The 19630-nt window shown below is 65.9% G+C and carries 14 protein-coding genes; 9 read left to right on the plus strand and 5 right to left on the minus strand.

What is annotated here, in order from left to right:
* Positions 1–202: 202 nt before the first annotated feature.
* The 3 genes from GTP77_RS06990 (at position 203) to GTP77_RS07000 (ending at position 4417) form a co-directional block, all read left to right on the plus strand.
* Positions 203–1183 (plus strand): GlcNAc-transferase family protein, encoded by a 981-nt coding sequence (locus GTP77_RS06990; protein WP_161071443.1) that lies wholly within the window; start codon positions 203–205, stop codon positions 1181–1183.
* 62 nt (positions 1184–1245) lie between these two features.
* Positions 1246–3204, plus strand: a complete 1959-nt coding sequence (locus tag GTP77_RS06995; protein ID WP_161071444.1) for a phosphoethanolamine transferase — start codon at positions 1246–1248, stop codon at positions 3202–3204.
* A 34-nt stretch (positions 3205–3238) separates the two neighbouring features.
* Positions 3239–4417, plus strand: coding sequence for an acetyltransferase domain-containing protein (locus GTP77_RS07000; RefSeq protein ID WP_161071445.1), 1179 nt, complete (start codon positions 3239–3241; stop codon positions 4415–4417).
* Between the two features lie 8 nt (positions 4418–4425).
* On the opposite strand, the gene GTP77_RS07005 is transcribed toward GTP77_RS07000, so the two are convergent.
* From GTP77_RS07005 to GTP77_RS07025, 5 genes are all read right to left on the minus strand, one after another.
* Positions 4426–5004 (minus strand): PIN domain-containing protein, encoded by a 579-nt coding sequence (locus tag GTP77_RS07005; protein ID WP_161071446.1) that lies wholly within the window; start codon positions 5002–5004, stop codon positions 4426–4428.
* Positions 5005–5478 (minus strand): helix-turn-helix domain-containing protein, encoded by a 474-nt coding sequence (locus GTP77_RS07010; protein ID WP_161071447.1) that lies wholly within the window; start codon positions 5476–5478, stop codon positions 5005–5007.
* An 81-nt stretch (positions 5479–5559) separates the two neighbouring features.
* Positions 5560–7125 (minus strand): MutS-related protein, encoded by a 1566-nt coding sequence (locus tag GTP77_RS07015; protein ID WP_161071448.1) that lies wholly within the window; start codon positions 7123–7125, stop codon positions 5560–5562.
* 66 nt (positions 7126–7191) lie between these two features.
* Positions 7192–8853, minus strand: a complete 1662-nt coding sequence (locus tag GTP77_RS07020; protein WP_161071449.1) for a GH35 family beta-galactosidase — start codon at positions 8851–8853, stop codon at positions 7192–7194.
* A gap of 5 nt (positions 8854–8858) precedes the next feature.
* On the minus strand, positions 8859–11963 hold the full coding sequence (locus GTP77_RS07025) for a TonB-dependent receptor (protein ID WP_161071450.1): 3105 nt from the start codon (positions 11961–11963) through the stop codon (positions 8859–8861).
* 340 nt (positions 11964–12303) lie between these two features.
* Here GTP77_RS07025 and GTP77_RS07030 point away from each other — a divergent pair, with 340 nt between their 5' ends.
* From GTP77_RS07030 to GTP77_RS07055, 6 genes are read left to right on the plus strand one after another with little or no spacing between them, the layout of a single operon-like run.
* Positions 12304–13572 (plus strand): efflux RND transporter periplasmic adaptor subunit, encoded by a 1269-nt coding sequence (locus GTP77_RS07030; RefSeq protein ID WP_161071451.1) that lies wholly within the window; start codon positions 12304–12306, stop codon positions 13570–13572.
* 29 nt (positions 13573–13601) lie between these two features.
* A complete protein-coding gene (locus tag GTP77_RS07035; protein ID WP_161071452.1) occupies positions 13602–14297 on the plus strand; it encodes an ABC transporter ATP-binding protein in 696 nt (231 codons plus the stop codon).
* A 10-nt stretch (positions 14298–14307) separates the two neighbouring features.
* Positions 14308–15621, plus strand: a complete 1314-nt coding sequence (locus GTP77_RS07040; RefSeq protein ID WP_161071453.1) for an ABC transporter permease — start codon at positions 14308–14310, stop codon at positions 15619–15621.
* A gap of 15 nt (positions 15622–15636) precedes the next feature.
* The gene (locus GTP77_RS07045; RefSeq protein WP_161071454.1) at positions 15637–16872 is read left to right on the plus strand and encodes an ABC transporter permease; all 1236 of its coding nucleotides are present in this window, start codon (positions 15637–15639) and stop codon (positions 16870–16872) included.
* 33 nt (positions 16873–16905) lie between these two features.
* Positions 16906–18264 (plus strand): sigma-54-dependent transcriptional regulator, encoded by a 1359-nt coding sequence (locus GTP77_RS07050; RefSeq protein WP_161071455.1) that lies wholly within the window; start codon positions 16906–16908, stop codon positions 18262–18264.
* A 19-nt stretch (positions 18265–18283) separates the two neighbouring features.
* Positions 18284–19627, plus strand: coding sequence for a sensor histidine kinase (locus GTP77_RS07055; RefSeq protein WP_161071456.1), 1344 nt, complete (start codon positions 18284–18286; stop codon positions 19625–19627).
* Positions 19628–19630 lie beyond the last annotated feature (3 nt).

A 19630-nucleotide genomic window follows, 5' to 3' on the forward strand; every position in this document is an offset into this window, starting at 1 on the left:
GGCTAAAACCTAGTCCCGACTCACTACTAGATGCGGCATCGAAGGCGCGAGCAGCCACTCACCAGGAGCGGCCTGCAAAAAGCGTATACGATGCGCAGAATAAATCGAGAACTCGCGAGTATAGACTGGTAAACAAGTCGAGTCAAACCCTTTCGCCGCCGGAAGGCCCGCCGCTGCGGCATTTCGGCAGCATACCTGCCATATGGAAACTGTTACCATTTCCGCCATGTCGAACCAGAATATCTTCATCAGCCTGGCGTCCTACCTGGACCCGATGCTGTTCTTCACGCTCAATGAAGCGGTGGCCAAGGCCGCCCGCCCGGAGCGCCTGCGCATCGCCGTGGTGGACCAGCATTACGCCAGCCAGCGCGCCGCCATCGCCGCGCTGCCCTTCGCCGGGCTGATACGCTATGTGCACGTGCAGGTGCAGGACACGCTGGGCGTGAGCTGGGCGCGCAACCAGGCCTTCTCGCTGTACGACGGCGAGCAGTACCTGCTGCAGATCGACTCCCACACCTGCTTCGAGCCCGGCTGGGACGAATCGCTGCGGCGCCAGCACGCGCAGCTGCGCGAGCTGTCGGCCAAGCCGGTGCTGAGCACCTATCCCTACCGCTTCGACATGGTGGACGGCCAGCCGCAGTACGCCGCGCCCGAGGGCAAGACCGTGCTGGTGCTGCGGCCGCATCCGGACACGCCGCTGGCGCCCGGCGGCGACGTGGTGCTGCGCTTTATCGCCAAGCACCTGTTCACCGACCGCCCGGTGCCGGCCTGCCACATCGCCGGCGGCTTCGTGTTCTGCGAAGGCAGCTTTATCGACGAAGTGCCTTACGACCCCTTCCTGTACTTCCACGGCGAGGAGCAGAGCCTGGCGGTGCGCGCCTGGACCCGGGGCTGGGACATCTACCACCCGCTGCACGTGCCGCTCTACCACTTATATAAGGCGCCCAACACGCCGCACGAAAGCCACCACTGGCACGGCGAGGTGGACCGGCTGCGCGCCTTCAGCGGGGCCTACCTGACGGCGCGCGCGGCCGAGCGCCTCAAGCGCCTGCTGTGCGGCGACGGCCTGCCGGGCGCCTACGGCCTGGGCAGCGCGCGGACCATGGAGCAATACAGCGCCTTCAGCGGCATCGACTACCGCGCCGGCGCCGTGCGCGACACCTTCAACGGCCAGCTCTGCTGAAAAGCTCGCCGCGCGGGCCAAAGGGCCGGATAATGGGAAACTTTTTTTTCGTGTCTGGTGTCATGCGTCATCTGTTTCGTCCCTCCGCCGTCCCCTCCGCCACGCCTCAGGCCGCCCGGCTCTTCCTGCTGCTAAGTTACCTGGCCTTGTCGGCCGTGCCCTTTGTGCCCCTGCTGCTGGGCAAGCCGGTGGAGGCGCCCTGGCAGACGCTGGGCATGGAGGTGGTGACCTGGGCCGCCGTGTGGGCCGTGTTCCAGCGCCCGGCCTGGTTCCACTGGCTGCTGCTGCCGGCCTTCCTGGCGCTGCCCACCGAGGTCTACCTGATCATTTATTACGGCCAGGGCATTTCGACGCACCACCTGGGCATCATTGCCGAAACCAGCCCCAAGGAGGCGATGGAGTTCCTGGGCCGCACCGTCTACCTGATGGCGGCGGTGCTGGCGGGCGTGATCGCCTGGTTCTTCGCCAGCTGGTACGCGGCGATCAGGACGCAGGCACTGGCCTGGCGGGGCGCCCCGCGCTGGGTGGGACTGGCCATGGTGGCGGTGCTGGCGGCCGTGGCCGGCTACGGCTGGGAATTCGGCGTGGCGGGCCGGCCCGCCGCCAAGGCTGCACACGCGTCGGCCTCGGCGTCCGCATCGGCGTCGGCCCGCGTGCAGGCATCCGGCTTTGGCGACGGCGCCTCGGCCGAGGTGGAAGACGCGGAGGAAGAGGACGAAGCGGACAGCGCGGCGAGCAGCGGCGCCAGCCCGGCGGCCGCCCGCACCGGCTGGAAGCTGGCGCCGCTGGCATGGTGGGCCAGGGTGCCGGTCGACTTCTCGGCCTTCACCAACACCTGGCCTTTCGGCCTGATGTGGCGCGGACTGGACTTCTACCACGAGCGCCAGCACCTGGCCGAGCTGGGCCAGCGCAGCAGCACCTTTACCTTCAAGGCGCACCAGGACGGCGGCGACGCCAGCGCCGCCCCGGCCGAGCCGCAGGTGGTGGTCATGGTGCTGGGCGAATCGTCGCGCTACGACCGCTGGAGCCTGAATGGCTACGAGCGCGAAACCAACCCGCTGCTGGCCAAGGAGGACAAGCTGGTCACGCTGCGCGACGTCATCACGCCGGTGTCGGCCACGCGCCTGTCGGTGCCGGTCATCATCTCGCGCAAGCCCGCCACGCAAAGCCTGAAGGACGGCTTTGCCGAGAAATCCTTCATCACCGCCTACAAGGAGGCGGGCTTCAAGACCTACTGGCTGTCGAACCAGATCTCCTTCGGGCAGTACGACACGCCGGTGTCCGTGTTCGCCAAGGAAGCGGACGTGATCCAGTTCCTCAACCTGGGCGGCTTCACCAACAACTCCAATTTCGACCAGGTGCTGTTCGATCCGCTCAAGCACGCCCTGGCCGACCCGGCGCCCAAAAAGCTGATCGTGCTGCACTCGCTGGGCAGCCACTGGAACTACAGCCAGCGGCATCCCAAGGAGTTCGACAAATGGCGCCCCTCGCTGTACGGCGTGAGCAATCCCGCCTACACCGACCTCAAGCTCAAGCCGCAGCTCAACAACAGCTACGACAACTCCATCTTGTATACCGACTGGTTCCTGTCGCAAGTCATCGGCACGCTCAAGGACAAGCGCATCAACGCGTCCATGCTGTACGTGGCCGACCACGGCCAGACCCTGTACGACGGCAGCTGCCGCCTGGCCTTCCACGGCCACAATACGCAATACGAATTCCACGTCCCCGCCTTCGTCTGGTATTCCGAGCAGTACGAGGAGCGCTATCCCGGCAAGGTGCAGCAGTTGCTCAAGCACAAGAAAGCGCGGCTGGCCACGGAAAACATGTTCCACACCCTGCTCGACATGGGCGACATCCGCTACGAAGGCGAGCGCCTGGAGTGGAGTTTCCTGAGCCCGAAATTCAAGCAGCACAAGCGCTACGTCGACAGCTATGGCTGGACCAACTACGACAACGCCATCATCAAAGGCGACTGCCGCGAAGTCATCGATAAAAGCAAACCGCTGAAACAAGAGTAGTCCGCCCAACCGCCGCCCGGCAAAGGAAAACGCCATGACCGCCAGCTTGCGCCTCACCTCCATCGACATGCTGCGCGGCCTGGTCATCGTCCTGATGGCGCTCGACCACACGCGCGACTTCTTCGGCCCGGCCCTGTTCGACCCGGAAGACCTGGCCGCCACCACGCTCGCCTGGTACTGGACGCGCTGGATCACCCACCTGTGCGCCACCGTGTTCGTCTTCCTGGTCGGCGCCTCCGCCTGGCTGCGCGGCGCCAAAGCGGGCCAGGCCGGCGACGCCCGCCCCGCCCTGTCACGCTACCTCGCCACGCGCGGCTTACTGCTGCTGATGCTGGAAGCGACCTGGATCAGCTTCAGCTGGCAGTTCGGCTACAACGTCATCATCCTGCAAGTGATCTGGGCCATCGGCATGGGCATGGTGGTACTGGCGGCGCTGGTGTGGCTGCCGCGCTGGGCCATTGCGCTTATCGCCGCGCTGCTGATCTGCTGCCACAACGCGCTGGACGGCTGGCACCCGGGCGGCCTGCTCTGGCAGGCCCTGCACGAACGCGGCTACCACCCTGTGAGCGACAGCTTCGGCATCGTCTTCGCCTACCCGCTGCTGCCCTGGCTGGGCCTGATGGCGGCAGGCTACGCCACCGGTCCGCTATTCGGCCCCGGCGTGCCCGCAGCCCGGCGCCAGCGGCAGCTATGGCTCGCAGCCGCCGCGCTGATGCTGGCCTTCGTGCTGCTGCGCTCCGTGAACCTGTACGGCGACCCCGGCCCGTGGAGCGCGCAAGGACGCGGCTGGATGTTCGACCTGATGTCCTTCGCACGCGTGCACAAATATCCGCCGTCGCTGCAGTATCTGCTGGTGACCGGCAGCATAGGCCTGGCGCTGCTGGCCATGTTCGAGCGCATATTCGACCGCGCGGACGCGCCGGCGGGCGAGCAGGTGCGGCCGCTGGCCTGGCTGCAGCTGTTCGGCCGCACGCCCATGTTCTTCTACACCGTGCACATCGCGCTGATCCACCTGCTGGGCAACCTCTACTTCCAGCTGCGCTTCGGCGGCACGCCCGACTTCCACGGCCCCACGCCCCGCATGCCCGCCGGCTACGAGCCCTCGCTGCCCGCCGTCTACCTGGCCTGGGTCTGCATGCTGCTCATCATGTACGCCCTCACCCGCCTGTGGCTGCGCTGGCGCAAGCCCGCAGCTCCGGCAAATGGAAATTAGGGCACGGCCTAAATCAAGTTCTGCGCCTGCCGCAGCAATGCGCAAAACTGCGGCAACCCTGATGCTTCGAGCGCGGAAATAAATTCCGCCGCGGTTCTGGGAGGCTTGCCCAGCCGTTTCCGCATTGCCTTTACAATCCCGAGCACAACGCCCGGAGCAAGGCTATGTTGCACAACCAGGAAATCATCTGGATGGAGGACTTCCACGCCATGCTGAGCGACCGCAGACTCTGGAAAATCCTTGAGATTAAACGTCACAATCGCATCCGCATGCCCGACGATGGCGGCAGCAAGCACATGTCGATCGCCCTCGTCCGGGAGCGCCAAAGCAGGAATAAGAGGCTCGAAACCGGAAATAGTGGCATCTTCCACAGCCTCATTCATGAGCTCTATGGTCCGGCGTAATTTGGCGTATTGCAGATCAGGACGCTTGGCCAGCAAGCTGTGCGTCCATTCTTCGTGAATGCGATCGCTCCATCTGGCGCGAAACACACCGTCAGCAGCCAGGCTTAACAGCAAATCCCTTAACGCCGCCGGGTAGAGAACGCACGCATCAAGCACCGCTGTGTAGCGATGATATCCGGCCACCTAATAGCCCATGTCCAGTTCCTGTGCCTGATCCGCCAAGGCCTGCAAAGCGGCCTGCGAAGCCCGATAGCGTTCGTCCTTGTAGCGCATGGCTTCATCCAGCGTGATTCGCCGGTGGCTTCCAACCTTATGAAAGGCTATCTCTCCTCGCTCCAGCAGTTTCACCAAATGCGGACGGGATACATTCAGGAATATGGCAGCCTCTTGCGTGGTCAAGTCGAGCTCCTTCGGCACGATAGAGACCGTTTTTCCTTGGGCCAACGCGTCCAGCATGTCCGCGAACATTCTCAGCACTTGGGGCGGCAGCCGCAAAATGGCCTGCCCATCCTGGCTTTCCGCCCTGTTGTCGATGAGCGCGATACTGACCGGGTGTGAATGGTCCAGCGAACTGGCCAAGCGTCGCTGCGCAGCTTGCACCAGTTCAATTTCTTCCCTCCCATTCAATAGGATTTTGTTGCCAGCATCCTCTGCCATTTCCGACTCCACAAGAATAGACACTCAATTCATTGTAGGCGAATTAATCGTAATAATCGAAATAAGTAAAAGGGCATCGCGTCAAGCCGCTTGCAGGACATGGCCGCAGTCGTCGGGGTGGGCGAGGTAGTCGCTGAGCCAGGCGTGGACCTGGGCGGCTTTCGATTCGATGGCGGGGCCGAAGCCGTGCGTGACGAGCAGGGTCAGGCCGTTGGTCTGCGCCAGCACGCCGGCGCGCACGCGCAGCTGGCCGTCTTCGGCGCCGACGCACATGGGCGCGAGGCGGTGCGCCAGCAGGGGCGCAAGCACGAGGTTGTGCGAGGAAACCACCACCGTGCCGTGCTGCGCCAGCGTGTCCAGCACGGCGGCGGCGCCGGAGACGGATTCGAGGTGGTTGGTGCCACGGAAAATTTCGTCGATGATGAAGAAGGCGCGGCCGGTGCGGGCCAGCGCCAGCAGTTCGTGCGCACGGCGCAGCTCGGCGATGTAGAGGCTTTCGCCGCCCGAGAGCGAGTCTTCGCTTTGCATGCTTGAATAGACCGGCAGCAGCGGCACGCTGGCGCTGCGCGCGTAGCAGAAGCCGAAGGCGCGCGCGGTGATCAGGTTCAGGCCCAGCGTGCGCAGCAAGGTGCTTTTGCCGATGCCGTTCTGGCCGGAGATGAAGGCGCCGCCGCCGTCGCCCGCCAGCGCGAACGTGAGCGGCATGGCTTGCTCAAGCAGCGGGTGCACGACGCCGTCCAGCGCCAGCTCGCCGCTTGCCAATCCATCGGGGGCGGCGGCCCAGCAAACTACTGGCGCGGCGCGCAGTTCGCGGGCCAGGGCGAGGTCGGCCTCCAGGCCGGCCACCATGCGGAAGCTTTCGCGCAGGAAGTCGCGTTGGGCGAGCACCAGGTCGCGGCCGGCGAAGTAGCGTCGGATGTTGGTCAAACCTATCCATTCGCCATACTCCTTCAGGCCGGGAACAAAGCTCTCCAGCGGCGAGCGGCCCAGCTGGCGGCTGATCTTGCCCGCCTGCGCGGCGCCGGCGCTGAACGGCGCGGCGATAGCGAAGGCGTCCAGTGTGCCGAGCAGGCTATGTGCGCGCAACTGGAGCTGCATGGTCTGCACCAGCCGCTCCCATTGCTGCGATTGATCGTAAAACTTCACCTGCACGCCCATCAGCAGCGCCCACAGCCCCAGCGCCAGCAGGCTGGCGGGCCACCAGAGCAGCGTCGCGGCCGCAGTGACCAGCATGGCGGGGCCAAGAAACTTGAGCCAGCGGGTCCAGCGCGGCGCGGGGGCGGGTCCGGCGCCGAACAGCATGCCGGCGATTTCAGCTTCCGAGGAACGCAGGCCGCTGCAGGCGGCCTGCAGGGCGCTGCGGCCTGCTTCGTCCTCCGCGAGCGCACGCAAGCGGGCAACGGCGTCCACGCCGGCTACGCCGCCATGCAGGCGGCGGTGCAGCTCCTGCTGGCCGAAGATGCTGGTTTCGCGCGCCAGGCGGTCCGAATACTGGTCGAGCAGCATGTCGTCCCAGGTCTGCTGGTCCAGCAGCGCGGGCGGGGCTTCTCCGGAGGCAGACAGTGCGCGGGTGTACAGCGCCACGTCGCTGCGCGCAAAGGGATAGTCGATAAGGGGAGCGTTGAAGCCGGCCAGCAGTTTGAACATGTCCGCACGAGTCGTGATTGAATTCCCGGCAAGTTGAGACGATTGCCAGGAATTCAATACGCATGCTCAGCGGATTTTGTAGAGCTTGACCTTCTGCGCGGACCAGCGGTCGCCGTCGAGGCGGATGTGGCGGCCCTGGTGGGTCTGGTCGCCGTTCATCCAGCGCCCGTCCTGCCACACGCCGTCCTTGAAGCTGCCTTCGGTGGCTTTCTCGATGCCCACCAGCGTGGCCGGGCCGGCCGGGTCGCGGAAGGTGACGGTGATGCCTTTGCCCGCGACGACGAATTCGTCCTCGCCGGTCTGGATCACCAGCCCGCCACGGCCCTCGAACTCCAGGCTCTCGGTCTTGCCCCACTGGTTGGCCAGACTCACTTCGAGCTGGTAGCCGCCCAGCGCCACCTTGGCCGGCGCGGGATCGACCACGCCGTCATACGAGACGTTGGCCTTGAAGCCGCGCATCACGCCCTTGCCCTGCGACTGCATGATGAGCGGCGTCATTTGCTTGAGCAGCGCGTAGGCGCCGCGCAGCGGATCGTTGGGCGCGCGCTCGATGTCCTCGATGCCGAAGGGCGAATAGCCTATCGCATCCAGTTCGCCTATCGAGAAGAAGGCATTGGCGCCCAGCTCGGGACGGCCGATGCGGTTGCCCTCCGGGACAAACAACGGATTGTCCGGCCGCTTGAACTGCCGCGCCCATTCCGCGAAGTTGGCGAAGTAGGTGTCGATGGCGAGTATGTCGACCGCAGGCGCGGCGGCTTTCCAGATGTCGAACAGGTGCGGCAGCGGCCCCGCGCTCGGATATTCGCCGGGCTTCTTGCCGGGGCGGTTCAGCGCCACGTTCACGAACATGGGCAAGGCGTAGGCGGCCTTGCCCGCTGCCGTCAGCTCATTGGTGAAGGCGGCGTAGTACCAGGCCTGGAACACTTCCTGCGCTTCGATGGAGTCGCCGAACACCTCACCCCAGCTGCCAGCGCTGCGGCCGCCGTGGCTTTCCCACAGCTTGCGCACCATGGGGTGCAGCGTCGCGCGGTTGGCGGCCAGGTAGGCGGTGAGCTGCGCAGGGACCGGGCCGGCGAAAGCGGCGTTGGCCGGCGCGCTGTAGTCGCGCACGTCCGGCAGCATGCCGATCTCGTTCTCGACCTGCACCATCAGCACGGTGCGCTGCGTATCCGTTTGCGCCAAGTGCTTCATCATGGCGGCAAAGGCCGCCGAATCGGCCTTCAGCGTGGCGGCGCTGAATGGCGTCAGGATATCCTGCACGTCGCCGGCGCGGTTGCGCGCGCGCGGGAAGCGCTGCTGGTCGCGCTTGACGAAGGGCGGCATATAAGTGGACATGGAGTTCTTCCATGCGCCGAACCACAGCAGGATCAAGCGGCTGTTGCTGGCGCGCGCCTGCTTCAGCATGCCGTCCAGCACGGTGAAATCGAAGCGGCCTTCCTGCGGTTCGATCTGGTCCCACTCAACCGGAGCCAGTACCGTATTCACGCCGGCTGCTTTCAGCGGCGCCCACAGTTTTTCAAGAAAAGGGAGATGGGAAGCGGAGGAGTTGTGCAACTCTCCGCCGAGCACCAGGAAGGGATGGTTGTCGACGATGAGTTGCACTGCTGTGCCCTGCTTGCGCAACTGCGGCACGGGTGCATCGGCGGCGGCAACCACGGCGGACGATGCGCACAGCATCGCCGCCAGGGTTGCCGCAGGCCGCCATCGCTTGGGGAAGCGAGGGATCATGCGGTTTAGAACTTCATGCGCAGGCCAACTGCAAAGGTGCGGCCTGGATCATACTGGGACATGGTGGCGTTCGGGAACTGGAAGTAGCCGCGGCGCTTGGCTTTGTTCAGGTTCACGATGTCGAAGGTCAGCGATGGCAGGCCTTCGCGGTCGAATACCTGGTCCAGCTCGATGGCCGACGAGAAGTCCCACTGCTTGTAGGTGTCGCCGAACAGCGCCGCTTGCGTGATGCCGCTCTGGTTCGCCGTGGCGACCTGGCTGCCCTGCGAGTAGGTGTGCATGAAGCGCGCCATGTAGCCGTGGTTCTCGTAGTACACGCTGAAGTTGTTGGTCTTCTTCGGTACGCCCAGTGCGATAAAGCCGTTCGAGCCTTCGCCGCTGGCTTGCTGGTTGATCAGCGTCAGCGTCTCGTTAAAGCCGAAGCCCTTGATAGGCAGGACCTTGTCGAGCGGCTGCACCCAGCCCAGTTCCAGGCCACGGATGCGCAGGATGCCGTCGGCGTTGCGTGGGCGGGTCATCACGACCTGCGCCGCGTTCGGACCGCCGCGCGAGTCGATCGCCTGCTGCTGCGCCGGAATCAGCGTGCCGTAGTTGATGCCGTACTGCGCCAGCGCGGTGAACGGCATGCTGATGTTCTCCTGCACGGTGAAGCCGTTCACGCGCTTCTGGAAGCCGGTGACCGAAACGTAGCCTTCACGGCCGGTGTACCAGTCCAGGCCCAGGTCGATGTTATCCGACAGGTAAGGCTTCAGGGTCGGGTTGCCCATGGTGCCGGTATCTGCCGACACGCCGGAGAAGTTGATGCCTGGACGCAGTGCGTTCGGATCGACGCGGGTCATGCTGCGCGATGCGGCGGCGCGGAACACGATGTCCTTGCGCAGGTCAACCGCGATGGTGCCCGATGGCAGCGTGTTGTTGTAATCCGTGTTCTGGTACACCCACTCGCTGATGTTCGGGTACTTGCTGCCGTTCAGCGTCAGGTTGGCATTGCGCGGATCGGACTGCGAATTGAGCGCGCCCACTTGCTGGTTGGTGCGGACGTAGCGCACGCCCACGTTCCAGCGCGTGGCGAAGCCTGCCGGAGCCAGCTCGCCGCTCGCTTCCATGTACACAGCCTTGGACTTCTCGCGGATGTAGCCAGCGCTTGCGCCGGTGGACGATGCGCCCGAATCAGGCGCGGTGCTGTTGTAGTAGTCGTAGTTCGAATCCTTGCGGAAGCGGTCCCAGTCCAGCGCCAGGTTGCCGTACGGACCGGGCACCAGGTAGCTAGGCAGCGCGGCGTTGGTGATCAGCGAACCCTGATAGGTCAGCGGTGCGCTCTGGCCTGCGGTGTAGCCGGTGCCGTAGCCTGGATACAGGGCCGCAGCGCTGGCGCCCGGGGTGCTGGCGCCGTTGCATGGAGGCGCGCCGTTAGGGCCTTGCAGGAACACGGTCGGGTTGTTGCCGCAGACGGCAGCCTGCCATGCGGCGGAGTTGTCCTGCGCGCGGATCTGGCGGTCGATGTCATCCCAGGCGAAGCCGCCCTTGACGGTCAGCTTCTTGTCGCCCCAAACCAGGTTGGTGTGGAAGCCCTTGGTTTCGGTTTCGCGCAGTTCGTTCTGGATATTGACGCGGCCGCCGTTCCACTGGTAGTTGGCAGGGCTGGTCAGGTCCAGGTTCGAGGTGATCGATGGCACGCCGCCGTTGTTGGCGTAGGTAATGGTGTTGCCGCTGTTCGGCGCGGTGATCGGCATGACCGTCGGCGCTTCGTGGGTGAAGCGGCTGCGGTTGTAGTTACCGGCGACGTCCAGCGCCAGCGTCGGCGTGATCTTCCATTCCGCGCCGGGGTTGATGCCCAGCAGGTCGACCTTGTCGTGGCGCGGGCCGAACTCGATGAAGTTCAGCGCGTTGGCGAAGGTGCCGGAGGTGACCGTGCAGCCGTTGGCGCAATCGGTTTTATCAACCTGCATGTTCAGAGGAATGCCGGCGTTGTTGCGCACTGCCCAGGTGTAGGCATTGCGCTGCATGTCGTCATCCTTCTTGCTGTACATCGTGTCGACGTAGAAGTGCAGGTTTTCGGTCGGACGGTATTCGCCCGACAGCACGGCGGAAATCTTGTCCTTGGTGCCGTAGTATTCCATCGTGCGGCCCAGGCGCGGGATGATGGCATTGTCGATCTGCTGGATGGTCAGGCCGGGATTGTGCGCCAGCAGGAATGCCTGGTCGATCACGGTGCCCGCCACCAGGCCGTTGCCTGCGCCAGCCGGTACGGTGGCAGGGATGGTCCAGTTGCCGCCGCCGGTGTTGTTGCGGGTCGGCGAGCTGCTTTGTGCTGCGGTCAGGTTGGGGTTGGTCCAGCCGACGGTTTCAAAACCGGTGGTGCGGGCTTCCTGGCGCGAGAAGGAGATGCCGCCCAGGATGCCGTATTTGCCTTCCCAGGTATTCGACCAGATGGCCGTGCCGCGCGCGCCGGCCTTGTCGGCGATCTGCTGCTTGGTGCCGGTCAGGCTGATGGAGGTCTGGCGGCCTTCCTTGTCGAACGGACGCGCGCTGCGCAGATTGACCACGCCGGCGGCGCCGCCTTCGATCTGGCCTGCGGTCGGGCTCTTGCTGACGGTCAGCTTGGTGAACAGGTCGGTCGGCAGCAGGTCGAGGTCGACCTCGCGGTTGGTGTTGGCGCCGTCGATCGGACCGGACGAAGCCACGGCGACCGGCGAGTTGTTCAGCAGGATCTTGGTGAACGAGGAACCCAGGCCACGGATCTGGATCGTCATGCCTTCGCCCGTCACGTCGCGGCTCACGCCCACGCCCGGCACGCGGGCCAGCGATTCGGCGATGTTTTTGTCCGGGAATTTGCCGAGGTCCTCGGCGTTGATGGAATCCTGGAAGCCGATGGATTCTTTCTTATCTTTGGCGGAAGAGATCAAGCTGTTGCGGAAACCCGTCACTTTTACGGTTTGCAGTTCCGCTGCGCCGCCCTGGGCCGCCTCGGCCGATGCCGAAACCGGTGCCGCCGGCGCCGGGGCCGCCTCCTGCGCATAGGCCTGCGCAATCATGCTGGCCATTACCGTCAGACCCAATACCACCTGCTTGCCCGCCTGCGAGGCGTGCTTTCCATGCTGCTTGATCATTTCCGTCTCCTGGTTTTTGTCGTACTGCTTTTATCAGTGTAGGAGGCTTTTCTCATCATTGTCAACATTTTCTAACATCGAATGTTATGCGCAACCATTTGCAATTTTCTCCTTGGATACAGTGCGTTACACAGCTTACTCAAGCGCATCATGAAATAAAGAAAGTTCATGTTGTTTGACGCAATCATTTCCGTTGCGGCCGCTGTCCGGGCGGACAGGCACGGACAGCCGGACAGCGGACAGCCAGTGTCCGGATCAATAAAATCAAGCACTTAGCGGCGAAAAACGCCTGGCACGCTTTCTGCATTGACGTGCTTACATTTTTCACAAGCACACCACCATGATCCGAGATACATCCCATCAAGACACCGTCATCGCGCCGCCGGCCGGCCAGCACCTGAAGCGCAAGCTGCTCGCGCTGGCGGTGGCCGTGGCGGTCGTGGCAGGCGGCGCCGTGTTGTACAGCAACTGGAGCGGCAGCAGCCATTCGGTGAACGTGGCGCGCCTGCGCATCGCCGACGTCACGCGCGGCACACTGGTGCGCGACGCCGCCGTCAACGGCCGCATCGTGGCCGCCGTGAGCCCCACGCTGTACTCGACCTCCCCTTCCACCGTCACGCTGAAAACCCATGCGGGCGACACCGTGAAGAAGGGCGACGTGCTGGCCATCCTGGAGTCGCCCGACCTCACAGACGAGCTGAAACGCGAGCAGGCCACCTTCCAGGAGCTGACCGCCGAAGTGGCACGCCAGCAGATCCTGGCGCGCAAGCAGAAGATGCTGGCCAGGCGCGACGCCGACACCGCCGAGATCGAGCGCCTGTCCGCGCAGCGCACGCTGGAGCGCTACGACAGCGTGTCCAACGAGGGCGTGGTGGCCAAGATCGACTACCAGAAAGCCAAGGACGCGCTGCAGGCGGCCGAGATCCGCGCCCGCCATGCGGCCCAGGCGGCCAAGCTGGAAGGCGACAACGTGCTGCTGGAGCTGAAGACCAAGTCGGCCCAGCTGGAGCGCCAGAAGCTGAACCTGGCCAACGCCCAGCGCAAGGTGGACGAGCTGACCGTGCGCGCGCCGGTGGACGGCTTTATCGGCACGCTGTCGGTGCCGAACCGCAGCGTGGTGCCGGCCAACGCGCCGCTGATGACACTGGTGGACCTGTCCGCGCTGGAAGTGGAAGTGGAAGTGCCTGAAACCTACGTTGCGGACCTGGGCCTGGGCATGAGCGCCGAAATCCAGGTGGGCGGCGGCAAGGCCATGGGCAAGCTGTCCGCGCTGTCGCCCGAGGTGGTGAAGAACCAGGTGCTGGCGCGGGTGCGCTTCGACGGCAAGCAGCCGGAAGGCCTGCGCCAGAGCCAGCGCGTGAGCGCGCGCCTGCTGATCGACGAAAAACCGAACGTGCTGATGCTGCCGCGCGGCTCCTTCGTGGAGTCCGAGGGCGGCCGCTACGCCTACGTGCTGCGCGACGGCGTGGCCGTGCGCACGCCCATCAAGCTGGGCGCCACCAGCGTGACGGCGGTGGAAATCCTGAGCGGACTGAAACAAGGCGACAAGGTGGTTGTCGCCGGCACCGAAACCTTCGAGAACGCCGCGCGCGTCTCGGTCAACCAATAATCGCACCAGCCAACCCAAAGAGGCCCCTCATGCTGCGCATGCAAAACCTGAGCAAAGTTTACCGCACCCACATGATCGAAACCCACGCGCTGCGCGGCTTCGAGATCAACGTCAAGCAGGGCGAGTTCGTCACCGTGACCGGGCCGTCCGGCTCCGGCAAGACCAGCTTCCTGAACATCGCAGGCCTGCTGGAAGAGTTCACCGACGGCGAATACATCCTGGACGGCACCAACGTCAAAGGCCTGGACGACAACGCCCGCTCGCGCCTGCGCAACGAGAAGCTGGGCTTCATCTTCCAGGGCTTCAACCTGATTCCCGACCTGTCGCTGTTCGACAACGTGGACGTGCCGCTGCGCTACCGCGGCTTCAACACCGCCGAGCGCAAGGAACGCATCGAGGACGCGCTGGCGAAAGTGGGCCTGGCCTCGCGCATGAAGCACTACCCCGCCGAGCTGTCCGGCGGCCAGCAGCAGCGCGTGGCGATCGCGCGCGCGCTGGCCGGCTCGCCCAAACTGCTGCTGGCCGACGAACCGACCGGCAACCTGGACACCGCCATGGCGCGCGGCGTGATGGAGCTGCTGGAGGAAATCAACGCGCAAGGCACCACCATCCTGATGGTGACGCACGACCCTGAGCTGGCGGTGCGCTCGCAGCGCAATGTGCACATCATCGACGGCCAGGTGTCCGACCTGGTGCGCAAGGCGCCAACCCTGGTGTCGGCATAAGGAGCGGCCCATGTTTTCCTACTACTTCCTGCTCGGCATACGCAGCCTGCGGCGCAATCCTGCGCTGACCGCGCTGATGGTGCTCACGCTGGCGGTGGGCGTGGCCGCCAGCATCGCCACGCTGACCATCCTGCACGTGATGTCCGGCGACCCCATCCCCAGCAAGAGCGACCGCCTGTTCGTGCCGCTGCTGGACAACGGCCCGCTGCAAGGCTACACCCCCGGCGACAAGCCGAACGACCGCCAGCTGTCCTATATCGACGCGGCCAACGTGGTCGCCAGCAAGCAGGGCGACCGCCGCACCGTGATGTACGGCGTGGCCGGCGCCATCGAACCGGCGCGCAAAGACCTGAACGTATTCAACGTGAGCGGCCTGGCGCCGACGCGCGACTTCTTCGCCATGTTCGAGGTGCCCTTCCTGCACGGCCAGGCCTGGAGCGAGGCGCATGACAAGGCCGGCGCGGACGTGGTGGTGCTGAGCCGCAAACTGTCCGAGAAGCTGTACGGCGACGCCGACCCGGTCGGCCAGCGCGTCACGCTGCTGGGCCACGAGTACCAGATCACCGGCGTGTACGACACCTGGAACCCGGTGCCGCGCTATGTGCGCATCATCGGCGGCCCCGGCGCCTTCGGCAGCGAGGACGAGTTCTACATCCCCTTCTCCTCGGCCATCCGCCACGAATACGGCCATAACGGCAGCATGAGCTGCAGCGCCTACCGCGACCCCGGCTTCGACGCGCTGCTGAAATCCGAATGCACCTGGATACAGGGCTGGATCGAGCTGCACTCGGCGGCCGACCGCCCCGCCCTGCAGAACTGGCTGGACGCCTACTCCGCCGAACAGTTCAAGCTGGGCCGCCTGAAACGCCAGGCGCCCACCCATCTGTACAACGTGGGCGAGTGGCTGGAGTTCCTGAAAGTGGTGGGCAACGACAACAAGCTGTCGGCCTGGCTGGCGTTCGGCTTCCTGGTGCTGTGCCTGGTCAACACCATCGGCCTGCTGCTGGCCAAGTTCTCGGTGCGCGCGCCGGAAGTGGGCATACGCCGCGCCCTGGGCGCCTCGCGCAAGGAGATCTTCAGCCAGTTCCTGATCGAGACCGCCGTGGTGGGCCTGGCCGGCGGCGTGAGCGGCCTGCTGCTGGCCTTCGGCGCGCTGGCCCTGATCGCCATGCAGTCCAAGCAGCTCACCGTGGTGGCGCATATGGACTGGGTGATGATGGGCGCCACCTTCCTGATGGCCGTGGCCTCCGCCATCCTGGCCGGCCTGCTGCCGACCTGGCGCGCCTGCCAGGTCACGCCGGCGCTGCAACTCAAGTCCCAATAAGAAGGAACCGCGACCATGGAAATCCGTCCCATTTTCTCTGCGCTGATGCGCAACAAGACCGGCCCCATACTGGTGGCCGTGCAGGTCGCGCTGAGCCTGGCCATCCTGGCCAACGCGCTGCACATCGTAAACATCCGCCAGGCGGTGACTGCGCGCCCCAGCGGCGTGACCGCCGAAAGCGACATCTTCCACCTGATCGTGCGCAGGCTGCGCGAGAGCGGCCACGAGGAGCAGCTGGCCACGCAGAAGGCGCAGGCCGCCACGCTGCGCGGCGTGCCCGGCGTGCTGTCGGTGGCCGACACCAACCAGGTGCCGCTGTCGCGCTCGGGCAGCTACAACAGCTTCGTCACCGACCTGAAACAGGACAAGCAGACCGCCGCCACCTCCTACTATATATCTCCCGATTCCCTGGTGAAGACCTGGGGACTGAAGGTGATTGAAGGGCGCGACTTCGTTCCGTCCGACGTGATGGAGATCGACCAGAACACGAGCAAGGAACAGCCTGGCGTCATCATGATCAGCAAGACGCTGGGCGAGCGGGCCTGGCCGGGCGCCACCAGCTACGTCGGCAAGACCTTGTACATGGGCGTGGGTCCGGAGGCCAAGCCGGCGCGCGTGATCGGCGTCATCGAGCGCCTGCAGTCGCCCGGCGCCCAGCTGGGCGTGGACGGCGAAACCACCTCCATCGTGCCGGTGCGCCTGACCGGCGACAGCTTCTCGCTGTACACCGTGCGCGCCGAACCGGGCCAGCGCGAGCGCGTGATGAAGGAAGCCGAGGAAGCGCTGCGTAAAGCCGGCAACAACCAGGTGGTGGTGAAGTCCAAGACGCTGGACGACGACCGCAAGGACCGCTACCGCGCCGACGTGGGCCTGGCGTGGATGCTGATCACCGTCAGCGCCCTGCTGCTGCTGATCACCGCCAGCGGCATCGTCGGCATGGCCAGCCTGTGGGTGACGCAGCGGCGCAAGCAGATCGGCGTGCGGCGCGCGCTGGGGGCGCGGCGGGTGGATATCCTGCGCTACTTCATCACCGAGAACATCCTCATCACCAGCGTGGGCGTGACGGCCGGCGTGCTGCTGGCCCTGGCGTTGAACCAGCTGCTGGTGAGCAAGCTGGAAATGGAACGCCTGCCGGCCGCCTACATGCTGGTGGGGGCGGGCGTGTTCTGGGTTCTGGGCATCGTGGCGGTGTACGGCCCGGCGTGGCGCGCGGCGTCGACCTCGCCGGCGCTGGCCACGCGCAGCGCGTAACCCGCCACCGCGGTTTTACGCTATGCTGGCGGCATGCCTACCGTACTGATAATCGACGACAACGCCGCCATCGCCGTCGCGCTCGAAGTCCTGTTTTCGCTGCACGACATCGACGCGCTGCGCGCGGCCTCGCCCGAGGCCGGCCTGGCCCTGCTGGAACAGCGCAGCGCCGCCATCGACCTGGTGATCCAGGACATGAACTTCACCGCCGACACCACCTCCGGCGAGGAAGGCGTGGCGCTGTTCCGCGCCATCCGCGCGCGCCACCCCGACCTGCCGGTCATCCTGCTCACGGCCTGGACCCATCTGAACGCCGCCGTCGACCTGATCAAGGCCGGCGCCGCCGACTACCTGGCCAAGCCCTGGGACGACAACCGCCTGATTGCCACCGTCACCAATCTGATCGAGCTGGGCCAGGCCAACCGCGCCCTGTCGCAGCGCATGCAGAGCGAGCTGCGGCAGCGGCGCGACCTGGAGAAGCACGATCTGCGCGGCATGGTGTGGCAGGACCCGGCCACCGAACGCGTGATCCACCTGGCCTGCCAGGTGGCGCGCTCGGACGTGCCGGTGCTGATCAGCGGACCGAACGGCAGCGGCAAGGAACGCATCGCGGAAATCATCCAGGCCAATTCAGCCGTGCGCGACGGCCCCTTCGTTGTGCTCAACTGCGGCGCCCTGCCGGCCGAGCTGATCGAGGCCGAGCTGTTCGGCGCGGACGCCGGCGCCTACACCGGCGCCTCCAAGGCGCGCGAGGGGAAATTTGAAGCGGCCGACGGCGGCACGCTGTTCCTGGACGAGATAGGCAACCTGCCGCTGGCCGGGCAGATGAAGCTGCTGCGTGTGCTGGAAACCGGCCGCTTCGAGCGGCTGGGATCGAACCGCGAGCGGCAGGTGCGGGTGCGCGTGGTCAGCGCCACCAATGCCGACCTGCAGGCGATGATACGGGCCGGCACCTTCCGCGAAGACCTGTTCTACCGCCTGAACGTGATCGAACTGAACCTGCCGCCGCTGGCGGCCCGCCCGGCCGACATCCTGCCGCTGGCCCTGCACTTCCTGGACGGACGCAAGACGCTGGACGCGCACGCGCAGGCGGCGCTGCAGGCGCACGGCTGGCCCGGCAATGTGCGCGAGCTGAAGAACGTGATGCAGCGCGCCTGCCTGCTGGCGAGCGGCGACGTCATCAAGGTCACCGACCTGGGCCTGCCCGCCGCCGCCGCGCCCTCCCCGGCGCTGTCCGCAGCATCCACGGCAGACGCCGAGCCGGACCGCGACGCCATCTCGCAGGCGCTGCGGCGCGCGCACGGCGTGGTGGCGCAGGCCGCCGCCGAGCTGGGCCTGTCGCGCCAGGCGCTGTACCGCCGCATGGAGCGGCTCGGCATCGCGCGCGCATGACGCGCGCCATGGGCGGACAATGAGCGGAAAACGCGACCTGGGCATACGCCTGTCCCTGCTCACGCGCTGGTCCGCGCTGGTGGGCACGCTGCTTACCCTCGGCATCCTGATCGCGCTGGCGCTGACGCGGCTGCTGCCCGACCAGCCCACGCTGGTGGTCGGCATCTGCCTGCTGGCGGTCATCCCCATCGCCATCATCACCATCCGCGCCCAGCTCGAGCACATGCTGTCGCTGTTCCGCGCGCTGACGGGCACCGTCACCAGCTACCAGGACGGCGACTTCTCCTTCAGCCTGCACTGGCCGCAGAACGACGAACTGAGCGACCTGGTGGGCGCGCACAATGCGCTGGGCCAGGTGCTGCGCGAACAGCGCCTCGGCCTGGTGCAGCGCGAACTGCTGCTCGACACCATGGTGCAGAACACGCCGGTGGCCATGCTGCTGGTCAGCGACGGCGGCCCCATCGTCTACGCCAACCTGGCCGCGCGCCAGCTGCTGCACCAGGGCCGCCGCCTGGAAGGCCACCGCCTGGACGCCATCCTGGCCCAGGCCGCGCCGGCCCTGGTGGACGCCATGGCGCGCGGCGGCGACGGCCTGTTCACCACCGGCGAGGCCGAAGACGAAGAGGTCTACCACCTGGCCAGGCGCAGCTTCAACCTGAACGGCCGCAAGCACGAACTGCTGCTGCTGCGCCAGCTGACGCTGGAGCTGCGGCGGCAGGAAGTGCAGACCTGGAAAAAAGTCATCCGCGTCATCAGCCACGAGCTGAACAACTCGCTCGCCCCGCTGACCTCGCTGGCCCACTCCGGCGCCGAGCTGGTGCGGCGCGGCCAGACCGAGCGCCTGCCGCAAATCCTCGCCACCATCGAAGAGCGCACGCGCCACCTGGAAAGCTTTATCCTCGGCTACGCCCGCTTCGCCAAGCTGCCCACGCCGCGCCTGGAAGAGCACCAGTGGCCCGCCTTCATTGCCCAGCTCAAGGACCAGGCCGAGTTCACGCTGCTGGGCGAAGCGCCGCCGGACGGCGCCTGTTTCGACGGCGCTCAAATGGAGCAGGCGCTTTTGAACCTGCTGAAAAACGCGCACGAATCCGGCTCGCCGGCGGACGGCGTGAGCCTGGCGGTGCGGCGCGTGCAAGGGCTGGTGCGCATCGAAGTACAGGACCGCGGCCCCGGCATGAGCGACGCCGTGCTGGCCAACGCGCTGGTGCCCTTCTACTCCACCAAGCGCAGCGGCACCGGCCTGGGCCTGGCGCTGGCGCGCGAGATCGCCGAAGCGCACGGCGGCCGCATCACGCTCGCCAACCGCGACGGCGGCGGCCTTACCGTGACGCTGATCCTGCCGCTGCAAGCGAGCTGCGCCTGAGCC

The sequence above is a fragment of the Pseudoduganella aquatica genome (genome assembly GCF_009857595.1).
In the GTDB taxonomy this organism is placed as follows: domain Bacteria; phylum Pseudomonadota; class Gammaproteobacteria; order Burkholderiales; family Burkholderiaceae_D; genus Rugamonas; species Rugamonas aquatica_A.